Raw genomic sequence first — 16,385 nt, 5'->3', positions numbered from 1 at the left:
AAGGTCAGCGGTCATGACGGGAATACTCGGAAAAAGGCACCGCCGTGGCGGCGCTGGATCTTTGGGGACGCGGCAGCGTGACGGCGGGGGCCTGTTCCCAGCCGCCGCCCAGCGTCTTGAACAACACGACCTGCGCGGCCGCGACTCGGGTATCGGCATCGGCGAGCGCGGACTGCGCGGCCGTTTCCGATCGATCGGCATCGAGCACCTCGAATGCCGTGGCATCTCCCGCCTTCCGTCGGGCGCGGACAAGCGCGGCGGCGCGCGACATGCGATCGGCGGCGACGCGTAGCTGCTCGCTGCGGCTGAGAAGGCTCCCATAGCCTGCCGCAGCCTGGTTCACCTCCTTGAGCGCCCCCAGGATCGCCGAGTCGAAAGCGGCCAGCGCCGCCGCTTCGCCCGCCCGCGCCCGATGGATCCGCGCGCGGGCTGCGCTGAGGTTCGGAAAGCTCCACGATAGCAGCGGTCCGGCTCGCCATACGAAATTCTGCCGCGCACCGAGACCGTCGATCGATGGGGAAGATGAGGCCGCCGTGCCGCCCAGCGACAGGCGCGGATAAAGATCGCCGACCGCGATGCCGATCCGCGCGGTGCTGGCGGCCACTGCCTGTTCGGCGGCACGCAGATCGGGGCGACGACGCAGGAGCGCGGCACCGTCGCCGACCGGGATGGCGATCGCGAGCTTGGGTGGCGCGCGGCATTCGGCCGCTGCGACGGGCATCTCGGTCGGGATATGGCCGGTAAGAACCGCGAGGTCGGTCAGCGCACGGTGACGCGCTTCCTCCAGGGGAGGAAGCGCGGCCTCTGCCTGGGCGACCAGCGCCTCCGCCTGCAGCACGTCGGCGGGCGTGCCGATGCCCGCCGCGCGCATCCGCTCGGCAAGCTCGCGGTCCTCCCGCGCCACGGCGAGCGATCGGCGAGCGATATCGGCCTGATGGGCGAAGCCGCATGCCGTCACCCAGCCCTCGGTCACGCCCGCCGCGATCGCGACCCGAACACCGTCCTGCATCGCGCTCGCCGCCCGCGCCTCGGCTTTGGCCGCGCTGATCGCGGCGCGGAGCCGCCCGAACAAGTCGACCTCCCATGCGACGCCGATGCCCAGCCCAAAGCGCGAACCCGACCGGATCTGGTCGTCGCCCGCAGCCACGGCGGCAATCTGATCCTCCAGCGTGCTGCCCGCGCCGGCGTCGGCCGATACGCCGGTCGTCGGCATCCGCGCCCCGCGTGTTTCGCTCAGGCTTGCGCGAGCTTGCAGCAGGCGCGCCGCGGCGACCCGCAAATCGCGATTATTGGCCAGCGCCTCCTCGACCAGTGCGTCGAGCGATGGCTCGTCGAACAGTTTCCACCATTGCGAGGCCGGCGCGTCGGGGTTCGTCGCGCCATCGTCTGCCAGCACCGCTGGTGCGGTTATCGTAGGGCGCGGCGGCCGGGATGGCCCCGTCGCGCATCCGGCGAGCCCGGACGCGGCGAGAAGGGATGCACAGACATTGCGAAACGGATGACTCACGGCGCTTCCTGGCTGACGGAGCGGCGAGCATTACGATGCGATCGCTTGTCCTTCTCTCTCAGGAATGACAATCATCGTCGCGATATGGACAGATTACGCACCTATGAAGATTGCGAAGGCGCGCCGCGCCCGGTTTCGGCGCTGGCGAGCGACCATCCCGACGGCGATCATGTCGCGCCGCATCGTCATCCGCGCGCGCAGCTCATCCACACGCTGTCTGGGGTGATGACCGTGACCAGCCGTGCGGGAAGCTGGGTGGTGCCCGCCGGCCGCGCTGTGTGGATGCCACCTCATGAGGAGCATGCGATCCGGATCGCTGGCCACGTCAGCATGCGGACGGTGTTCGTGCGCGACGACGCCCGCGCCTGCCTGCCGCAATGTTGCGAGGTGTTGGAGGTGTCGCCGTTCCTGCGCGAGGCAATCGTCGCGGCAACGTCTATCCCGCTCGATTATGCGACGGGCGGGCGCGACGCCCGGATCATGGAGTTGATCCTCGACGAGATCGAGGCGGCTCCACGCTTGTACCTGCATGTTCCGATGCCACGCGACCCGCGCCTTGCGCGCCTCTGTGCTGGGCTCATCGCCAATCCGGCCGCGCCCGCGACATTGGAGCGTCTCGGCGCGGACATCCATGTCAGCGGGCGGACGCTGGCACGGATGTTCCATCGCGAACTCGGCATGAGCTTCGGCGAATGGTTGCGGCGGATGCGGCTGCTGCTGAGCCTGCCCCGGCTCGCCGCCGGGGTGTCGGTGCTGGAGGTCGCGATGGAGCATGGGTATGACAGCCCAAGCGCCTTCGCCGCGATGTTCCGCAGGACACTGGGCGTGTCCCCAACCGCATATTTCGATCGGGATCAGCGGCCGCCCGATTGAGGACGCACGGTCGGCCCCGTTCGGATTCGTCCAGGGGCGTGGCCGAACCGCCCCCTTCAACCACCCGGTCCTGCGACTTGCTCATTAGCAAAAATGAGCTCAGCCGGAGCCTTCCACCTTCCATGTCGCGACGAAGACATCGCGATACGCCGGCATGTCCTTATCGATCGGCCGGATCGGAGTGACGCCATGCAACACGCGGTGGTCGTCCAGAAGCACGGCGTCACCCGGTGCTGCCAGGGTGAAGCGGTCGATCTCCGGCCGACCGGCAATCTGGATCTCGGTCACCCCTTCACCGGCGTTCACTCGATCGATCAGCATCACCAGCACCCAATCGACCCCGTCGCGATGCATTCCCTCAGGGGTCGGACGACCCGGCTTCTGCGCCGTGGCCTCGATCCGGAACTGATGCAGCTCGACATGCCATTGAGTGGCCAGGGAGCTTTCACCAGTTCCCTCGAAGCAAAGGGTGGCGCCACGGAGCAAGCGCCGCATCATCTGACTGTCGGCGATGGCGTCCTCCATCGGCTCGAACCAGCGCTGAACATCTCCATTCAGCTGATTATAGTCACGGCTTTGGAAATGGGGCTGGTGCGGCTTTCGCCTGATCGCGTCCGGAGTGATCGCCAATGCAGCGTGACGGCGTCGGCGATAGCGGCCACCATCGGCCATGTATCGATCGAGCCCGAGCCGATCCCACGATTCCGCGAAGCTCTTCCAGCTCGAATCCAGGGCAGGCGCCGGTAACCAGTCGATCGTGCCGGGCGCCGGACGAAGGAAGCCCTGAGCAGCAAGCTCCTCGGCCAGGCGAGGGTTGACCTCGCTTCCAATGTTCACCGACCGTAGGGGCACAGCGCAATCACCACGTCAACAACTGCCCCGGTAGCGAAGCAATATGCCCACCATATAAGGGTTCATGCGGCCAGATCATGGCCAGCGGCATCGCAAGTTCCCGCCTCCGCGCTCGAAAGTTGCGGCCCCGGGGCCAGCCGGAGAATCTCGTTCTGGCTTCTGCTCTCCAGTCGCCCTCAGCCTTTCAGATCAGTTTCGCATTCTCGAGGAGCTCCTCGACATAACTACCCTTGACCTTCGCAAGCGCGACCTTCTCGATCATGCGCGCGACGAACGGCAGCTTCAGCTCATCGAGAGGCTTGCGATCGTTCAGGTAATAAAGAGCTTCGAGCAGCACGCGAACATCGAATGACGAGGCGAACACTTCCGGCACACCGCGATCGACGCCCACCAGCGTGTAGACCGCCTCCATCGCCGTGCGCACCGAATATTCGGTGGTGAACACGGTGTCGCGCTCGGTCTCGGCGAAGTTCCCGATGAAGGCCAGGTTTCTCGACGTCTCCGGCACCACCAGCGGTCGGTCGCCGACGGCGCGCGGCATGAAATAGGACGTGATATAGGGCATGTTGCAGGGGATCGTTCGCGCCGCGTTGCGCGAGAGATCATCGATCTGCTCCTCAGGTACGCCGAGATGGTATAGCCATTCAGCGCACAGTTCCGCGCCGGTGCATTGGCGGATCGGCTTTTTGACGTAGTCGCCGGGCTTGTCGGAAAACAGGCCGTACAGCCACACGACGAGATCCTTTTTCGGGTCCTGCGCCGCGAAATGCGGCTGCCTGCTCATCGAGAACCCGTAGAGCCAGCTCGAATCCTTGATGTTGCACGGGCCGCCGGTCACGATCCGCCCCGAGCGTGGATCACGCCCGGTAATCCGTTCGATATAGGGGACGATGCGATCGTCGGTCAGCGTGACCGTCGCTGAGATCGTCCAGTTCGCCTCGGGAATGTTTTCGCAGAACTTCTCCGGACGGCCAAATGCAGGATCCCGCGCGGCCAGTTTCTTCCACAGCGACCAGGCGCCCCCGCGATCGGTGACGACGGGCGCGGGCGTATCATTGTCGCCATAGGTCGAGCTTTCGGTGATCGAACCGTTGGTGACGAACACCAGGTCGACCGGCGCCAGCTTGATCTTTCCGGCCTCGCCATCGACCGTCAGGTTGATCGCCGTCGCGACCTTTTCGCCACCCGCGCTGGTGACCAGGATATCGTCGACCTGGGTGCCATACTGGAAGGTCACGCCATGGTCCTTCAAATACGCGACCAGCGGCAGGATCAGCGATTCATACTGGTTGTAATGGGTGAAGCGTAGCGAACTGAGATCGGCAAGTGTCGACACGTGATGGACGAAGCGCAGGATGTAGCGCCGCATCTCGAGCGCGCTCGCCCAGGGCTCGAACGCGAACATCGTTGCCCAATAGAGCCAGAAGTTGGAGGCGAAGAATTCGCCGGTGAAGACCTCGTCGATGCGCTTGTCGTCGAGGTCCTGCTCCCGCATCATGGCAAGCCCGATCAGTTCCTCCACCGCCTTGGGCGTGAGAGTCAGGTCAGGCAGCTGGTCGATCGGTTCACCGCGCTTCTGGATCGCGCGGCACGGGTTGGTGGACGGGTCGCTCTTGTGCAGCCAGTACATCTCATCAAGCACCGAGGCGTCAGGTGTCTGAAGCGACGGGATCGAGCGGAACAGATCCCACAGGGTTTCGAAATGCGCCTCCATCTCGCGTCCGCCGCGGATGATGAACCCTTTATGCTCGTCGAGGATACCGTCCATGCTGCCGCCCGGCAGGGGAAGTTCCTCGAAGATCGTGATCGCGCTGCCCGGCATCTGCGCGTCCCGGACCAGGAAGGCCGCGCCCGCAAGCGATGCGAGACCGGACCCTACGAAAAAGGCCCGGCGGCCGTCGATACCCTCCGGCTTGAGAGGCCGGGCAAAGGCCTCGAAATTGCCGCTGGACCTGTACATGACAAAACCCCTTCGCAAGATCGACCATGTTCAACGCAAGATGGTTCTAGCACGAATCCGTGATGGAACGGCCCATCGATCGAGTGCCTGACAGCGAAACCACTCTCCGCAACCGAGCCCGCGGGCAGGCACACCAATCCTCCGGACGCTTTCGCATCCGGAGGGCTGGTTCGCCGGGATAGTCGGGCTTAGTCGGTCACGCCGCGCGCCGCGCTGTCGATGAAGTCAGCGACGACATCAGGCTGCGAGACATAGACCGCATGGCTGCCGGCCTGATCGATCGTCTTCGCACCGGCGCGGTTCGCCATCATGCGCTGGGCGGGAACGGGGATCATGTGATCGTCGGTCGCGACCAGATACCAGGAGGGCTTGGTCTTCCAGGCGGCCGTGGTCACCTCGCCGTTGAGGGCATCAAGGCCCCATGGCACTTGCGACTTCGCCATGAAATCCGCCTGTTCCGGTTCCACGTCGGCGGCGAACGAGGCCGCGAACTTGTCCTGATCAAGCATGAGGAAGCCATCGACCGGCGGCAGGATCGGCGGCACGGGCGCGCCCGGCGCAGGGTTGGCGATCAGCTTGCCGACGGATTCGCCGGCGTCGAGCGCAAAGGCGGTGACATAGACCAGCCCGGCGACCTTCGGATGATTGCCAGCCTCGGTGATGACCGCGCCGCCATAGGAATGGCCGACCAGGATCACGTCGCCATCGGCGGCGTCGATCACCCGCTTCGTCACGGCGACATCGTCATCGAGGGAAATGGTGGGGTTCTGAACGATGCTGACCTTGTAGCCCTTGCTGGTCAGGGCACGGTAGGTTCCTTCCCAGCCCGAGCCGTCGACGAAACCGCCATGGACCAGGACGACCGACTTGATTGCTTTGTTCGACATCTGAAATCTCCTTCGTGGTAGCGTTCTTCAACTCCCGCCAGCGCCCTGATTGACCGCCAGTGTGTTGCTGCCTCACCGAGATACGGCTGCGCACCGGTTCGCGGAAATTTCGATTTCCCATACCTTCATTCACGGTATGAATGACGACATGAAGGCCAATGCCGACCTGCGAAATATCGACCTCAACCTCCTGCTCGTGTTCGACGTGCTTCATCGCACCCGGAATACGACGCGAGCGGCCGAGCAATTGCATCTCACCCAGCCCGCGGTGAGCAACGCGCTCAAACGGCTGCGGGATCTGTTTGACGATGTGCTGTTCGTAAAGACCGCGACCGGTATGCAACCGACGCCGAGGGCGGACAGCATTGCGGCATTTCTCGACGAGGGCCTTGCCTCGATCCGCCTGGCGGTGAAGGCTGGCGAGGCATTCGATCCCGCCACCGCGACGCGCACCTTCCACTTGTACGTCAGCGACATCGGGCAATCCGTTTTCATACCCCCGCTTGCCGCCAGGCTCAGGACGGTCGCCCCCCACATCCATCTGTCCACGCACTACGTACCGCTCGAGACGGCACAGCAGATGATGAAACTCGGCCAGATAGACCTGGCCATCGGCAATTTCACGGGGCTCCACGGGGACTTCGTTCAACAAAAGCTGTTCGATGAAACCTATGCGGTGCTCGTCCGGGCGGACCATCCGGTGATCGGCGCTACGCTATCCATCGATCAATTTTTCGCCGTGGAGCATATCGACTATACACCCACCGTCGGCAGCCACGCGCGTTTCGAATCGGAACTTGAAGCGCTTTCGACCAAGTCTGGAAAGACCCGTAACGTAGCGCTGCGGCTGGCACACTCCTTCGGCATCGGCCGTATCGTGGCATCGAGCGATCTGATCGCCAGTGTCCCAAGCCGTGTCGCGAGCGCCCTTGCCAATTCGGAGGATGTTCGCGCCGTGGCCTTCCCGGTTGACATACCAACCGTCGATATCTCGCAATTCTGGCATGAACGATGCCATCGCGACGACGGGCACCAATGGCTGCGCTCGCTCATCTACGAAATATTCAACGACAAGCGGCCGAGCTCGATTCAGTAACTCGAACGCATTTGCAGGGTTCGATGCTCACTCACATCGAGGAGCGATCGCTTGTCGGATTATCCACCTTCGCCAACGCCGACAGTGACTGCCGCGTAACCACCGACAAGGACAAAAAAACGATCATGCTTCAGCGTCGATCACAGTCTCTTTATAACATCCGCTTACGACACCACCAACCGATCGGCGAAACGAGCCACGATGGCAACGTGCATACACGCGAACCCTTTTGAACGTGAGGATCGCCAATGCCCGATGTCATATCGTCGGGACCCATCAGCCACGCGCCTGAATAGGCCAGCGACGCGTATTGGCCTTCCCGCGCGTCAGCGCTCAATACGCCCTCCTGATAGGGGAAGGCTCGATCGTGCGGGATCGTAGAAACATCAGTACCAGCGGGGCATTCGTCGCGATGCAAATCGACAAGGAGGGCGTCACCAGCCGCACGCCCTTCCCGCAACCAGCTGTTCTGCCCGCTTACCAACCGCTTGCCTCGACGGGCGTGCCGGAAGCGTTTGATACGATAGCTGCGCTAACCTAGCCGCTCTTCGGTATCCCCCCGGACGACCGATCAACTACGCGCCCGCGCTTCCCACGCGGCACTCGCTCAGGGTTCTTTGAACGATGACTTTACGTATTGCTGTGCTCAAGGAGACCGCCGCCGGCGAGCGGCGTGTTTCCGCCACACCGGAAACGGTCAAGAAGTTCGCCGCGCTGGGCGCCACTATCGCGGTCGAAGCAGGTGCGGGCGACGACGCCAGCTTCCCCGATTCCGATTACGCCAATGCCGGCGCGACGTTGGGCGACCGCGCCGCGACGCTGAAGAGCGCGGATATCGTCCTCGGCGTGCAGGGGCCAGATCCGGCCGAGTTGAAGGACGCCGCCAAGGGCGTCTGGCTGGTAGCGGGCCTCAACCCATTCGGTGAGCGCGCCCGCGTCGATGCTTATGCCGCGGCCGGGATCGAGGCGCTGGCGATGGAATTCATGCCGCGCATCACGCGCGCGCAGTCGATGGACATCCTATCCAGCCAGGCGAACCTCGCCGGGTACAAGGCGGTGCTGGACGCCGCAGCCGAATATGGCCGGGCCTTCCCGATGATGATGACCGCGGCGGGCACGGTAAGCGCCGCCAGAGCGTTCGTGATGGGCGTTGGTGTCGCCGGCTTGCAAGCGATCGCCACCGCGCGGCGGCTCGGCGCCCAGGTCTCGGCAACCGATGTGCGTTCGGCGACGAAGGAGCAGATCCAGTCGCTCGGCGCCAAGCCGATCTTCGTCGAGAATGTCGTCGGCATCGAGGGCGAAGGCTCGGGCGGCTATGCGACCGAGATGTCGCCCGAATATCAGAAGGCGCAGGCCGAGTTGGTATCGTCGCACATCGCCAAGCAGGACATCGTCATCACCACGGCGCTGATCCCGGGGCGCCCCGCACCCCGACTGATCAGCGACGCGCAGATCGCGACGATGAAGCCGGGCAGCGTGATCGTCGATCTCGCGGTTGAAAGCGGCGGCAATGTCGAGGGCGCGGTCGCCGGCGAGGTGATCAAGCGCCACAACGTCAAGATCGTCGGCCACCGTAACGTCGCCAGCCGCTTGGCCTCCGACGCCTCGGCCTTGTTCGCGCGCAATCTCTATAATTTCCTGTCGACCTTCTGGGACAAGGACGCAGGTGGCCCGGTGCTCGACCAAGAGATCGGCGACGCGGTGCGGCTGACCAGGGATGGCAAGGTCGTGCAACAGCGATTGCTGGGCTGAGAAGACAGCACATGGACTTCATCTCGATCCTGTCGATTTTCGTCATGGCCTGTTTCGTGGGCTATTATGTCGTCTGGTCGGTCACGCCCGCGCTGCACACGCCGCTGATGGCGGTGACTAACGCGATTTCGTCGGTCATCATCGTCGGCGCGCTGATCGCGAGTTCGGCGGCGGCGGGCGGATCGGCCTCGTCGAAATGGCTGGGGCTGCTCGCGGTGGTGCTGGCCAGCGTGAACATCTTCGGCGGGTTCGCCGTCACCGAGCGCATGCTCGCCATGTACAAGAAGAAGGAAAAGCCCGTCGCGAAGTGAGCGGCGCGAGGCTTTTTGGGGGTTTAGCACATGCATGAAGCAGCACCGGTCAATCCCTGGGTAGCGCTGGCGTACCTGATTTCGGGCGTCTGCTTTATCCTGGCGCTACGCGGGCTGTCGTCACCGGCGAGTTCGCGGCGCGGCAATCGTTATGGCATGATCGGCATGGCGCTGGCGGTGGGCACGACGCTGTTCATCCATGAGATCGCGTCGCTGCCCGAGATATTGATCGCGATCACGATCGGTGCCGCGATCGGCCTTGTCACCGCGCGGAAGATCGCGATGACCGATATGCCGCAGCTCGTCGCCGCGTTCCATTCGCTGGTCGGCATGGCCGCGGTGCTGGTCGGCGTGGCGGCGTTCCTCAATCCCGAGGCGTTCGGGATCATGGGGGCGGACGGGGAGATCCTTACCGTCAGCCGGATCGAGATGGGGCTGGGCGTCGCGATCGGCGCGATCACTTTCTCCGGCTCGGTCATCGCCTTCCTCAAGCTCAACGGCAATATGGGCGGCAAACCGATCATGCTGCCGGGACGCCATGTCATCAATCTCGGGGTGCTGGCCGGCATCCTCGGGCTGATCGCCTGGTTCACCCAGGACCAGAGCCCGTGGATCTTCTGGACCGTGACGCTGCTCAGCTTCGCGATAGGTTTCCTGCTGATCATCCCGATCGGCGGCGCTGACATGCCGGTCGTGGTGTCGATGCTCAACAGCTATTCGGGCTGGGCGGCGGCGGCGATGGGCTTCACGCTGCACAACACTGCGATGATCATCACCGGCGCGCTGGTCGGATCGTCGGGCGCGATCCTCAGCTACATCATGTGCCGCGCGATGAACCGCAGCTTCATCAGCGTGATCGCGGGCGGCTTTGGCGGCGACAGTTCGGCCGCCGGCGCGGCGGCGGCGACCGACCGGCCGTGGAAGCGCGGCTCGGCCGAGGACGCGGCCTTCCTGATGCAGCAGGCGGAGCAGGTCATCATCGTGCCCGGTTACGGCATGGCGGTCGCCCAGGCGCAGCACGTGCTGCGCGAGATGGGCGACAAGCTGAAGGAGCACGGCGTGCGCGTGAAATACGCGATCCACCCGGTCGCGGGGCGCATGCCGGGCCATATGAACGTGCTGCTCGCCGAGGCGAACGTGCCTTATGACGAGGTGTTCGAGCTCGAGGACATCAACAGCGAGTTCGCCCAGACCGATGTCGCGTTCATCATTGGCGCCAACGACGTGGTCAATCCGGCAGCCAAGACCGACAAGTCCTCGCCGATCTACGGCATGCCGGTGTTCGACGTGAACAAGGCCAAGACCGTGCTGTTCATCAAGCGCTCGATGGGCGGTGTCGGCTATGCGGGCGTCGATAACGATGTCTTCTACCAGGACAACACGATGATGCTGCTGGCTGACGCGAAGAAGATGGTCGAGGAGATCGTCAAGGCGCTCGATTGATCCGGAGCCCGGCAGAATCTGAATTTGACGCGCCGTCCCCTGCCCATCGGGCCCGATGCAGTTGCACTGCATCACTGTCTCTCGCCGCGGTTAGACTTCCAGCTCCGCCACGATCTGGCGCAGGCACCTGACAGACTGCACGCACCCCCAGGCGAAGCGGATCGATTGCGTCCGCCTGTCGGCTGGCCCAGCCTAGCCAGCTGGCAAGATCGTCAGCGGTATCTCCCAATCCGAATGCGCCGGCCACGGCCGCGATATAGGCGCGAAGCCTTTGAGCACGCTCCCAGGCAATCGCATCCGCCTCCAACCTCTCAACCGCCTTGCGTTCGGCCACCGCCCGCGCATGTGCGTCTCGCTGCTCGTCTTCGAAGGCGTGTCGACGTTGCTTCTTCACCGCCGCTCGATGCCGCGCTTCCGCCAGATCATCCGCCCGCGTACGAACGGCGACCCAATTCGACGACTCTCCGGCGAGGTTGGCATCATGAAGCGGGAGACTCGTGCCTGGGTCAGCCAGAAGGCAAAAATCGATTCTGCTGTTCCCGGCATCGTTCGGCAAAAGAGTCGAAGTGGGTGACTTTCCGGCTTCGAGCTGCTGCCAATAGCCTCGCCCCGGAACCGGCACCGCATGACGCGCACATTTTTTGCGCAACGCGACATCGGTAATCCCAAACCTGGCTGCGATCCTCGTCATCGGCTCGCTCCACACCATTGCATGGAGTTGTTCTCGTGACAGGGACAAGATCCTCGTGTCCTGCGTCATTGGAAGTCAGGCGGCATGCGACAGGAGCGGAACGATAGCTTGAGCACCAAGCTCCTCAAGTCCGTCAGCAATCCAACGCGAATAATGCTTCTCGATCATCGCCACGCTCGTGTCGTGCATCGCCGCGACGAGCCGGATAGGGAGACCCGCCGCGATACCACGGACAATCGATGAGTGACGGAGGGAATAGGGTACGACGCTGATACCGGCGATTTCACAGATATCGCCCCAAGGCCTCAGCATCTCCGCCGACGACGTCCATGCACCCCGCCGGTCGCGTCGCCAAACCCCCGGACCGACCTGAACATGCCGCCACCGGCACAGCAGCGGTTCGTCGGGCTGGCGCCCGCGGACCGCGTTGTCGAGAGCATCGATAACGTCCATGCCCACCCGAACAGGCGTAAATCCGGCCACTTTGTTACGCCCCTTCCGGCTGCGCGGGATGAGCAGACGCCGCAGTGGAATCTGGGCGTCGCACACCTTCATCCGCTTCAACTGGGAAAACCGCGCGCCGGTTGCTGCGAGGAGCAGGACCAATAACCCGAAATCCTCGTCGACCCCGTAAGCTGCGTCGATGACGGATCGGACAGTCGCGTCATCGAGTATCTGGTTCTCGCGGGCAACCTCGGTCGGCTCGATGCCGACCTTCTCGACATCCAGCCCCAATAGAATGGTATCCCCAAGATCGGCAGGCAGGCGTCGGCGTTCGCGCCGCAATGTAGCGTTCAACGCGGCCTTGAGGTCGTTCATGATCCGGCGTTTTGTCGTTCCCTTGAGACTTGGGTCGAGCGACTGGCGCCACGCCTCGAGATCCCCTTCCGTCAACGCGTCGAGCCTGACCGAGAGGAAGCATTCGTCGTTGCGCACATGCCGGTTGAGCGTGCTGTTGGCATCGCAGCACACTTCGCGCCCTTCGCGCTCGGATTGTCTGGCGTTGCGGGCCGCAAGATAGGTTTCGAGCGCCAATCCAACGGTAAGAACCGGACCTATGGCATCGGCCGCGCGCCTTTGCCTTGCCTTGACGACCACCTCTTTCGCGACCTTGACCGCCGCTGCATAGTCGAGCGTGCCTTCGTCGACGACATCGTCGGCAACACCCAGATCGAAGCGCTGATAGCAACGATCCTCTTGAATGTACCACCGAACCAGCCAGGTGCCTCCCCGGCGTCCCTTGCGGTATCCGAGATGGATGCCGGTATCGACACCTCGCCAGTGCACGCCCTTCTTCAACGCCGCGCGGGAGGCACGCGTCGTAATCGGGCTCTCGACTAATGTCCGAGCCATGCTATAGTTATTCCATACCGTGATCGTACGCGTGACAGCTCTTGCCGAAGCAAGGAAATATTCGCGCAATAAGCACCCACGTACGATCGAAGACGACGATGGAATGATATTAAGAAAATAGAGCATTTTCAATGGCAGCGACGAACGCCAGTAAACGTCCATAGAACGAATTTACTTAGCCTATATTGCTCTCACGGCGAAAACACGAGTTCGATTCTCGTAGGGGTCACCAGTCAAGCGATTTATCGAATTGATTTTCAGTAGAAAAATCTAAAACTCGCTGATCTGGCACCACAAATGTTCCCACATCTTGCGTGGGACGGGGTGGAATGATTCGAACCTCAACGGGACGCGTTCCTGCAAAACCTCGCCTGTCGCCCAAGCCTGCCAAACTTGGAAAATAAGAAATTTGGATATGAGGACAGCTATAAAAGCGCTAACAGACCGAGTTGAAGCCGTTCGAGCGTGGCCCCTAACCTCGCCAGCATGAGCGCGAGCGCGCGGGGCCTTGCCTTGGCCGTCCCTCGTCAAGCATCGCGCTTCAACTGCCCATTTGATGGCAGGGCGCTCGGATAGGTAGATTGGGCGATAAGGCATGCTATATCCGCCCCGAACTCGATCCCTTGGTTGACTTATGGGCATTTTCAAGCTGCCGGGCAGAACGTAGCGGACCTCCCGGAATTGAGAGACGCCCTCACACCGTGATTGCGGCAGTACCGGTGTTGCTCTAGTTCTTGCTGGTATGCTCACTCATCACGGCGAATGCAGCGCACTTTCGAGCGCCTCCAAATAGAGAAGTGCTATGGCCGCAAAATTCCAAATAGATCATAACAAGCTTATTCGAATCAACACTCTCAATCTTCCCAATTTTTCCGATCTCCCTGAAAGCGCGAAATTCGACTATCGCTATATAGACAACGCATTCGAAAAATGTGGCAATGACGACGCCATTTTGCGTCAGCTCAGGTCGGTCGCGAGTCTGCAAAATGATCAAGTTCCACCTGAAATGCAGCCTTTACGACACCGACTTTCGAATCATTTCCTCCGACTAAATGAGCATCACTCCTACGAACAGAACCGGAGCGCTCTTGAAGAGCGGGCATGCCTTGCTTTGGAGGCTTATCGAACTCCAACGTCGGGAATTCTGCGCCAGCCAGCAACGCTCGCGTCAGTGTCGATCGACGATACCCCCCTCACGTGGCGCACAACCGACATCTTCATCGGCGGCGACGCTGGAGGTTATCGAGCCAAGTACCCACCGCATGAGCAAATTCAGGATAGCATCGAACGTCTGTCAGTCGCGCTCGACGACGCGATTCTGTATTCTCCCAGCTTTGGGGCGGCCTTAGCCTTCTGCGGCGTGGTCACCGCTCACCCGTTTCGCGATGGCAATGGCCGTGTTGCGCGCGTGCTCTTCAACCATGTCTTGCGAACGCACTTCGGCTCCCAATTCTATTTGCCGATTTACGAATTAGGAGCAGCTTCCGCGGGAGGGTGGCTCGTCGCGCAACGACGAGTCCAACTCGATGGAGATTGGAGCGCGCTGTCGGAATTCCTGCGCAACTGCGTTATTCTCTTCGCACGGTGAGAAGGCTTTGCCGAGCATGGATGTGAACATGAAGGCGACGAAATCCGCTATCGCCCGGTTGGCTTGGTGCGTTTTGCTCTTTCTATCGAGCGTAGCAACTCTGCCTGCGCTGGCCGCATCAACAACGGCACCAGCGAGTCCGGTAGGAACCTGGGTACTTAGGGCCGGCGGGAAATCAATCTTCCGACTTCAAATCAAAACAGCCTCAACTGGTTGGTCGGCCCTTTGGAGTCGCCCCGATCACTATGATGTTGATGGAGACTCGTTCAAGAAAGTGAGCGGTCCGACCATTACCCTCGCTTCGATATCCGGATCCGAATATCAGGGATGGATTGAATTCCGCTTTCGAACCTCATCGGAACGCGTACCAACCGAAATCTTCCGCATCCACCTGACCGATAGCGGCACTGCGGAGGTTCACTATAACGGACAGCGACTAGGCCCCCTCTATTTCGAAAGAGACTCCACAAAAGGCGTATTCGGTGGCTGGAATCCCGAAGCCGTCTATAGATACAACCGATCTCAACATATCGCTGACGATCCCTCAATGACGTTGATATTTGACGCCGATGCCAGTGCGAGATCCACCGGCATCGCGAACAACCCATCCATCAGAGAAGATGATGAAAAGCGCCGCACGCTTACGAAAGCCCTCATCGACGCGGGGAAGCTGTCGAGCGGAAACGATTTCTTCCATGCCGCCATCATCTTTCAGCATGGCTCCAGCCCCCAAGATTTTTTGCTGGCGCATATCCTTGCAAGCGCGAGCGTGGCGCGTGGGAATTCCGATGCGATTTGGATCGTAGCGGCATCCCTCGATCGCTATCTGCAAAGCATCGGACAGCCACAGGTACTGGGAACCCAATTTCGTGGTATCGGCGGCCAACCCACTCAGGAGCCATTCGACAAGGACCTGATATCGGACGCGTTACGCGCCGCCTTGCATGTGCCGTCGCTGGTGGAGCAAGAGGAGCAGCGCCAGGTGCTGGAAGACTCGACCAAATCGGCGAAGTGAGCACTACAGCATCGGGCTGATTGTTGTGAATCGGAGGATTCCCAATGTCCGCGGATTGTGATCCAACCTCGTTGGAGGTGGATCATGGGCGTATGTCGATCTGACGATTTGCGGCTTCGGGTGATTGAGGCGGTGGCGGCCGGGAGTTCGCGCCGCGCGGCGGCGGCGCGATTTTCGGTGAGCGCGAGTTCGGCGATCCGGTGGAGCGACCGGGCGGCGAAGGAGGGCAGCCCCAAGCCGCGCAAGCAGGGTCGGCCGGCGGGCAAGGGGCCGCTGGTTGAGCATCTGGAGTATCTGATAGAAGTTGTCGAAGCCGAGCCGGACATCACCATGCCGGAGCTGACGGCACGACTTCATGTCGACCGGGGTGTGACCGCGGCCCCAGCCTCGCTCTCGAAGCTGCTTTGCCGGGCGGGGTTCACATATAAAAAACAACTGATGGCATCGGAATGCGCACGCGCTGACGTAGCCGAGCGGCGCAGGGTCTGGGTCAATCACCGACAACCCTATATGCGCCGCGATCCGGGGCGACTGGTGTTCATCGATGAGACTTCGGTGAACACCAAGATGACGCGCCTGCGTGGACGGGCGGCGCGAGGAAAACGCCTCAAGGCGCGCGCGCCGTTTGGCAGATGGGGGACGCAGACCTTCATCGCAGGCCTGCGGCACGATGCGCTGACGGCGCCCTGGGTCATCCCTGGCGCGATGGATCGAGACGCCTTCAACACCTACATCGAAACCCAACTCGCCCCGACGCTGGCGCCAGGCGATATCGTGATCCTCGACAATCTGTCCGTTCACAAAAGCGCACACGCGGAGGCCGCTGTCCGCGCACGCGGCGCATGGATGCTCTTCCTGCCCCAATACTCGCCCGATCTGAACCCCATCGAAATGGCCTTTGCTAAACTCAAGGCGCATCTCAGAAAGGCCGCTGCGCGAACCTTCGACGCCCTCATCAAGACAATCGGCGACATCTGCCGACTCTTCGACCCAGACGAATGCTCACATTACTTCTTTAAGGCTGGATATGGATCATATTAACGGCACAATGCTCTAG

General features: G+C 62.0%; 14 protein-coding genes. 9 read left to right on the top strand and 5 right to left on the bottom strand.

All coding sequences use genetic code 11. The features are described 5' to 3' along the window. Positions 1-4 precede the first annotated feature (4 nt). Positions 5-1,507, bottom strand: coding sequence for a TolC family protein (locus P0Y59_00505; protein WEK00216.1), 1,503 nt, complete (start codon positions 1,505-1,507; stop codon positions 5-7). An 84-nt stretch (positions 1,508-1,591) separates the two neighbouring features. Between P0Y59_00505 and P0Y59_00500 the strand changes: the two genes are divergently transcribed. Beyond that, on the top strand, positions 1,592-2,380 hold the full coding sequence (locus tag P0Y59_00500; protein ID WEK00215.1) for a helix-turn-helix transcriptional regulator: 789 nt from the start codon (positions 1,592-1,594) through the stop codon (positions 2,378-2,380). Positions 2,381-2,479: 99 nt separating this feature from the next. On the opposite strand, the gene P0Y59_00495 is transcribed toward P0Y59_00500, so the two are convergent. From P0Y59_00495 to P0Y59_00485, 3 genes are all read right to left on the bottom strand, one after another. Further along, positions 2,480-3,217 (bottom strand): 2OG-Fe dioxygenase family protein, encoded by a 738-nt coding sequence (locus P0Y59_00495; GenBank protein ID WEK00214.1) that lies wholly within the window; start codon positions 3,215-3,217, stop codon positions 2,480-2,482. A 199-nt stretch (positions 3,218-3,416) separates the two neighbouring features. After that, positions 3,417-5,192 carry an oleate hydratase gene (locus tag P0Y59_00490; GenBank protein ID WEK00213.1) on the bottom strand — a complete coding sequence of 592 codons (1,776 nt, stop codon included), beginning with the start codon at positions 5,190-5,192 and terminating at the stop codon, positions 3,417-3,419. A 188-nt stretch (positions 5,193-5,380) separates the two neighbouring features. Then, a complete protein-coding gene (locus P0Y59_00485; GenBank protein ID WEK00212.1) occupies positions 5,381-6,079 on the bottom strand; it encodes an alpha/beta hydrolase in 699 nt (232 codons plus the stop codon). Between the two features lie 49 nt (positions 6,080-6,128). Between P0Y59_00485 and P0Y59_00480 the strand changes: the two genes are divergently transcribed. The 5 genes from P0Y59_00480 to P0Y59_00460 all read left to right on the top strand — a co-directional run bounded on the left by P0Y59_00480 (position 6,129) and on the right by P0Y59_00460 (position 11,255). Next, on the top strand, positions 6,129-7,175 hold the full coding sequence (locus P0Y59_00480) for a LysR family transcriptional regulator (protein ID WEK00211.1): 1,047 nt from the start codon (positions 6,129-6,131) through the stop codon (positions 7,173-7,175). Positions 7,176-7,799: 624 nt separating this feature from the next. Then, positions 7,800-8,927 (top strand): NAD(P) transhydrogenase subunit alpha, encoded by a 1,128-nt coding sequence (locus P0Y59_00475; GenBank protein WEK00210.1) that lies wholly within the window; start codon positions 7,800-7,802, stop codon positions 8,925-8,927. An 11-nt stretch (positions 8,928-8,938) separates the two neighbouring features. Next, positions 8,939-9,238, top strand: a complete 300-nt coding sequence (locus P0Y59_00470; protein ID WEK00209.1) for a proton-translocating transhydrogenase family protein — start codon at positions 8,939-8,941, stop codon at positions 9,236-9,238. Positions 9,239-9,268: 30 nt separating this feature from the next. Further along, positions 9,269-10,681 carry an NAD(P)(+) transhydrogenase (Re/Si-specific) subunit beta gene (locus P0Y59_00465; protein WEK00208.1) on the top strand — a complete coding sequence of 471 codons (1,413 nt, stop codon included), beginning with the start codon at positions 9,269-9,271 and terminating at the stop codon, positions 10,679-10,681. 343 nt (positions 10,682-11,024) lie between these two features. Beyond that, entirely contained in the window at positions 11,025-11,255 is a 231-nt protein-coding gene (locus P0Y59_00460; GenBank protein WEK00207.1) for a hypothetical protein, read from the top strand. A gap of 192 nt (positions 11,256-11,447) precedes the next feature. Here P0Y59_00460 and P0Y59_00455 read toward each other — a convergent pair whose 3' ends face one another. After that, the gene (locus tag P0Y59_00455; GenBank protein WEK00206.1) at positions 11,448-12,887 is read right to left on the bottom strand and encodes an integrase; all 1,440 of its coding nucleotides are present in this window, start codon (positions 12,885-12,887) and stop codon (positions 11,448-11,450) included. A 640-nt stretch (positions 12,888-13,527) separates the two neighbouring features. On the opposite strand from P0Y59_00455, the gene P0Y59_00450 reads away from it, so the two are divergent. The 3 genes from P0Y59_00450 to P0Y59_00440 all read left to right on the top strand — a co-directional run bounded on the left by P0Y59_00450 (position 13,528) and on the right by P0Y59_00440 (position 16,369). Continuing rightward, a complete protein-coding gene (locus P0Y59_00450; GenBank protein ID WEK00205.1) occupies positions 13,528-14,313 on the top strand; it encodes a Fic family protein in 786 nt (261 codons plus the stop codon). Positions 14,314-14,341: 28 nt separating this feature from the next. Next, positions 14,342-15,328 carry a hypothetical protein gene (locus P0Y59_00445; GenBank protein ID WEK00204.1) on the top strand — a complete coding sequence of 329 codons (987 nt, stop codon included), beginning with the start codon at positions 14,342-14,344 and terminating at the stop codon, positions 15,326-15,328. 84 nt (positions 15,329-15,412) lie between these two features. Next, positions 15,413-16,369, top strand: a complete 957-nt coding sequence (locus P0Y59_00440; GenBank protein ID WEK00203.1) for an IS630 family transposase — start codon at positions 15,413-15,415, stop codon at positions 16,367-16,369. Positions 16,370-16,385 lie beyond the last annotated feature (16 nt).

It is taken from the genome of Candidatus Sphingomonas phytovorans (genome assembly GCA_029202385.1).
GTDB classification, from domain to species: Bacteria; Pseudomonadota; Alphaproteobacteria; order Sphingomonadales; family Sphingomonadaceae; genus Sphingomonas; species Sphingomonas phytovorans.
This window is presented reverse-complemented; position numbering and strand designations above follow the sequence as displayed.

Bases quoted from the DNA above. Each gene is read 5' to 3' on its own strand.
- P0Y59_00500 (WEK00215.1), top strand. From the start codon at position 1,592: ATGGACAGATTACGCACCTATGAAGATTGCGAAGGCGCGCCGCGCCCG.
- P0Y59_00490 (WEK00213.1), bottom strand. From the start codon at position 5,192: ATGTACAGGTCCAGCGGCAATTTCGAGGCCTTTGCCCGGCCTCTCAAG.
- P0Y59_00485 (WEK00212.1), bottom strand. From the start codon at position 6,079: ATGTCGAACAAAGCAATCAAGTCGGTCGTCCTGGTCCATGGCGGTTTC.
- P0Y59_00475 (WEK00210.1), top strand. From the start codon at position 7,800: ATGACTTTACGTATTGCTGTGCTCAAGGAGACCGCCGCCGGCGAGCGG.
- P0Y59_00470 (WEK00209.1), top strand. From the start codon at position 8,939: ATGGACTTCATCTCGATCCTGTCGATTTTCGTCATGGCCTGTTTCGTG.
- P0Y59_00465 (WEK00208.1), top strand. From the start codon at position 9,269: ATGCATGAAGCAGCACCGGTCAATCCCTGGGTAGCGCTGGCGTACCTG.
- P0Y59_00460 (WEK00207.1), top strand. From the start codon at position 11,025: ATGTGCGTCTCGCTGCTCGTCTTCGAAGGCGTGTCGACGTTGCTTCTT.
- P0Y59_00455 (WEK00206.1), bottom strand. From the start codon at position 12,887: ATGGACGTTTACTGGCGTTCGTCGCTGCCATTGAAAATGCTCTATTTT.
- P0Y59_00450 (WEK00205.1), top strand. From the start codon at position 13,528: ATGGCCGCAAAATTCCAAATAGATCATAACAAGCTTATTCGAATCAAC.
- P0Y59_00445 (WEK00204.1), top strand. From the start codon at position 14,342: ATGAAGGCGACGAAATCCGCTATCGCCCGGTTGGCTTGGTGCGTTTTG.
- P0Y59_00440 (WEK00203.1), top strand. From the start codon at position 15,413: ATGGGCGTATGTCGATCTGACGATTTGCGGCTTCGGGTGATTGAGGCG.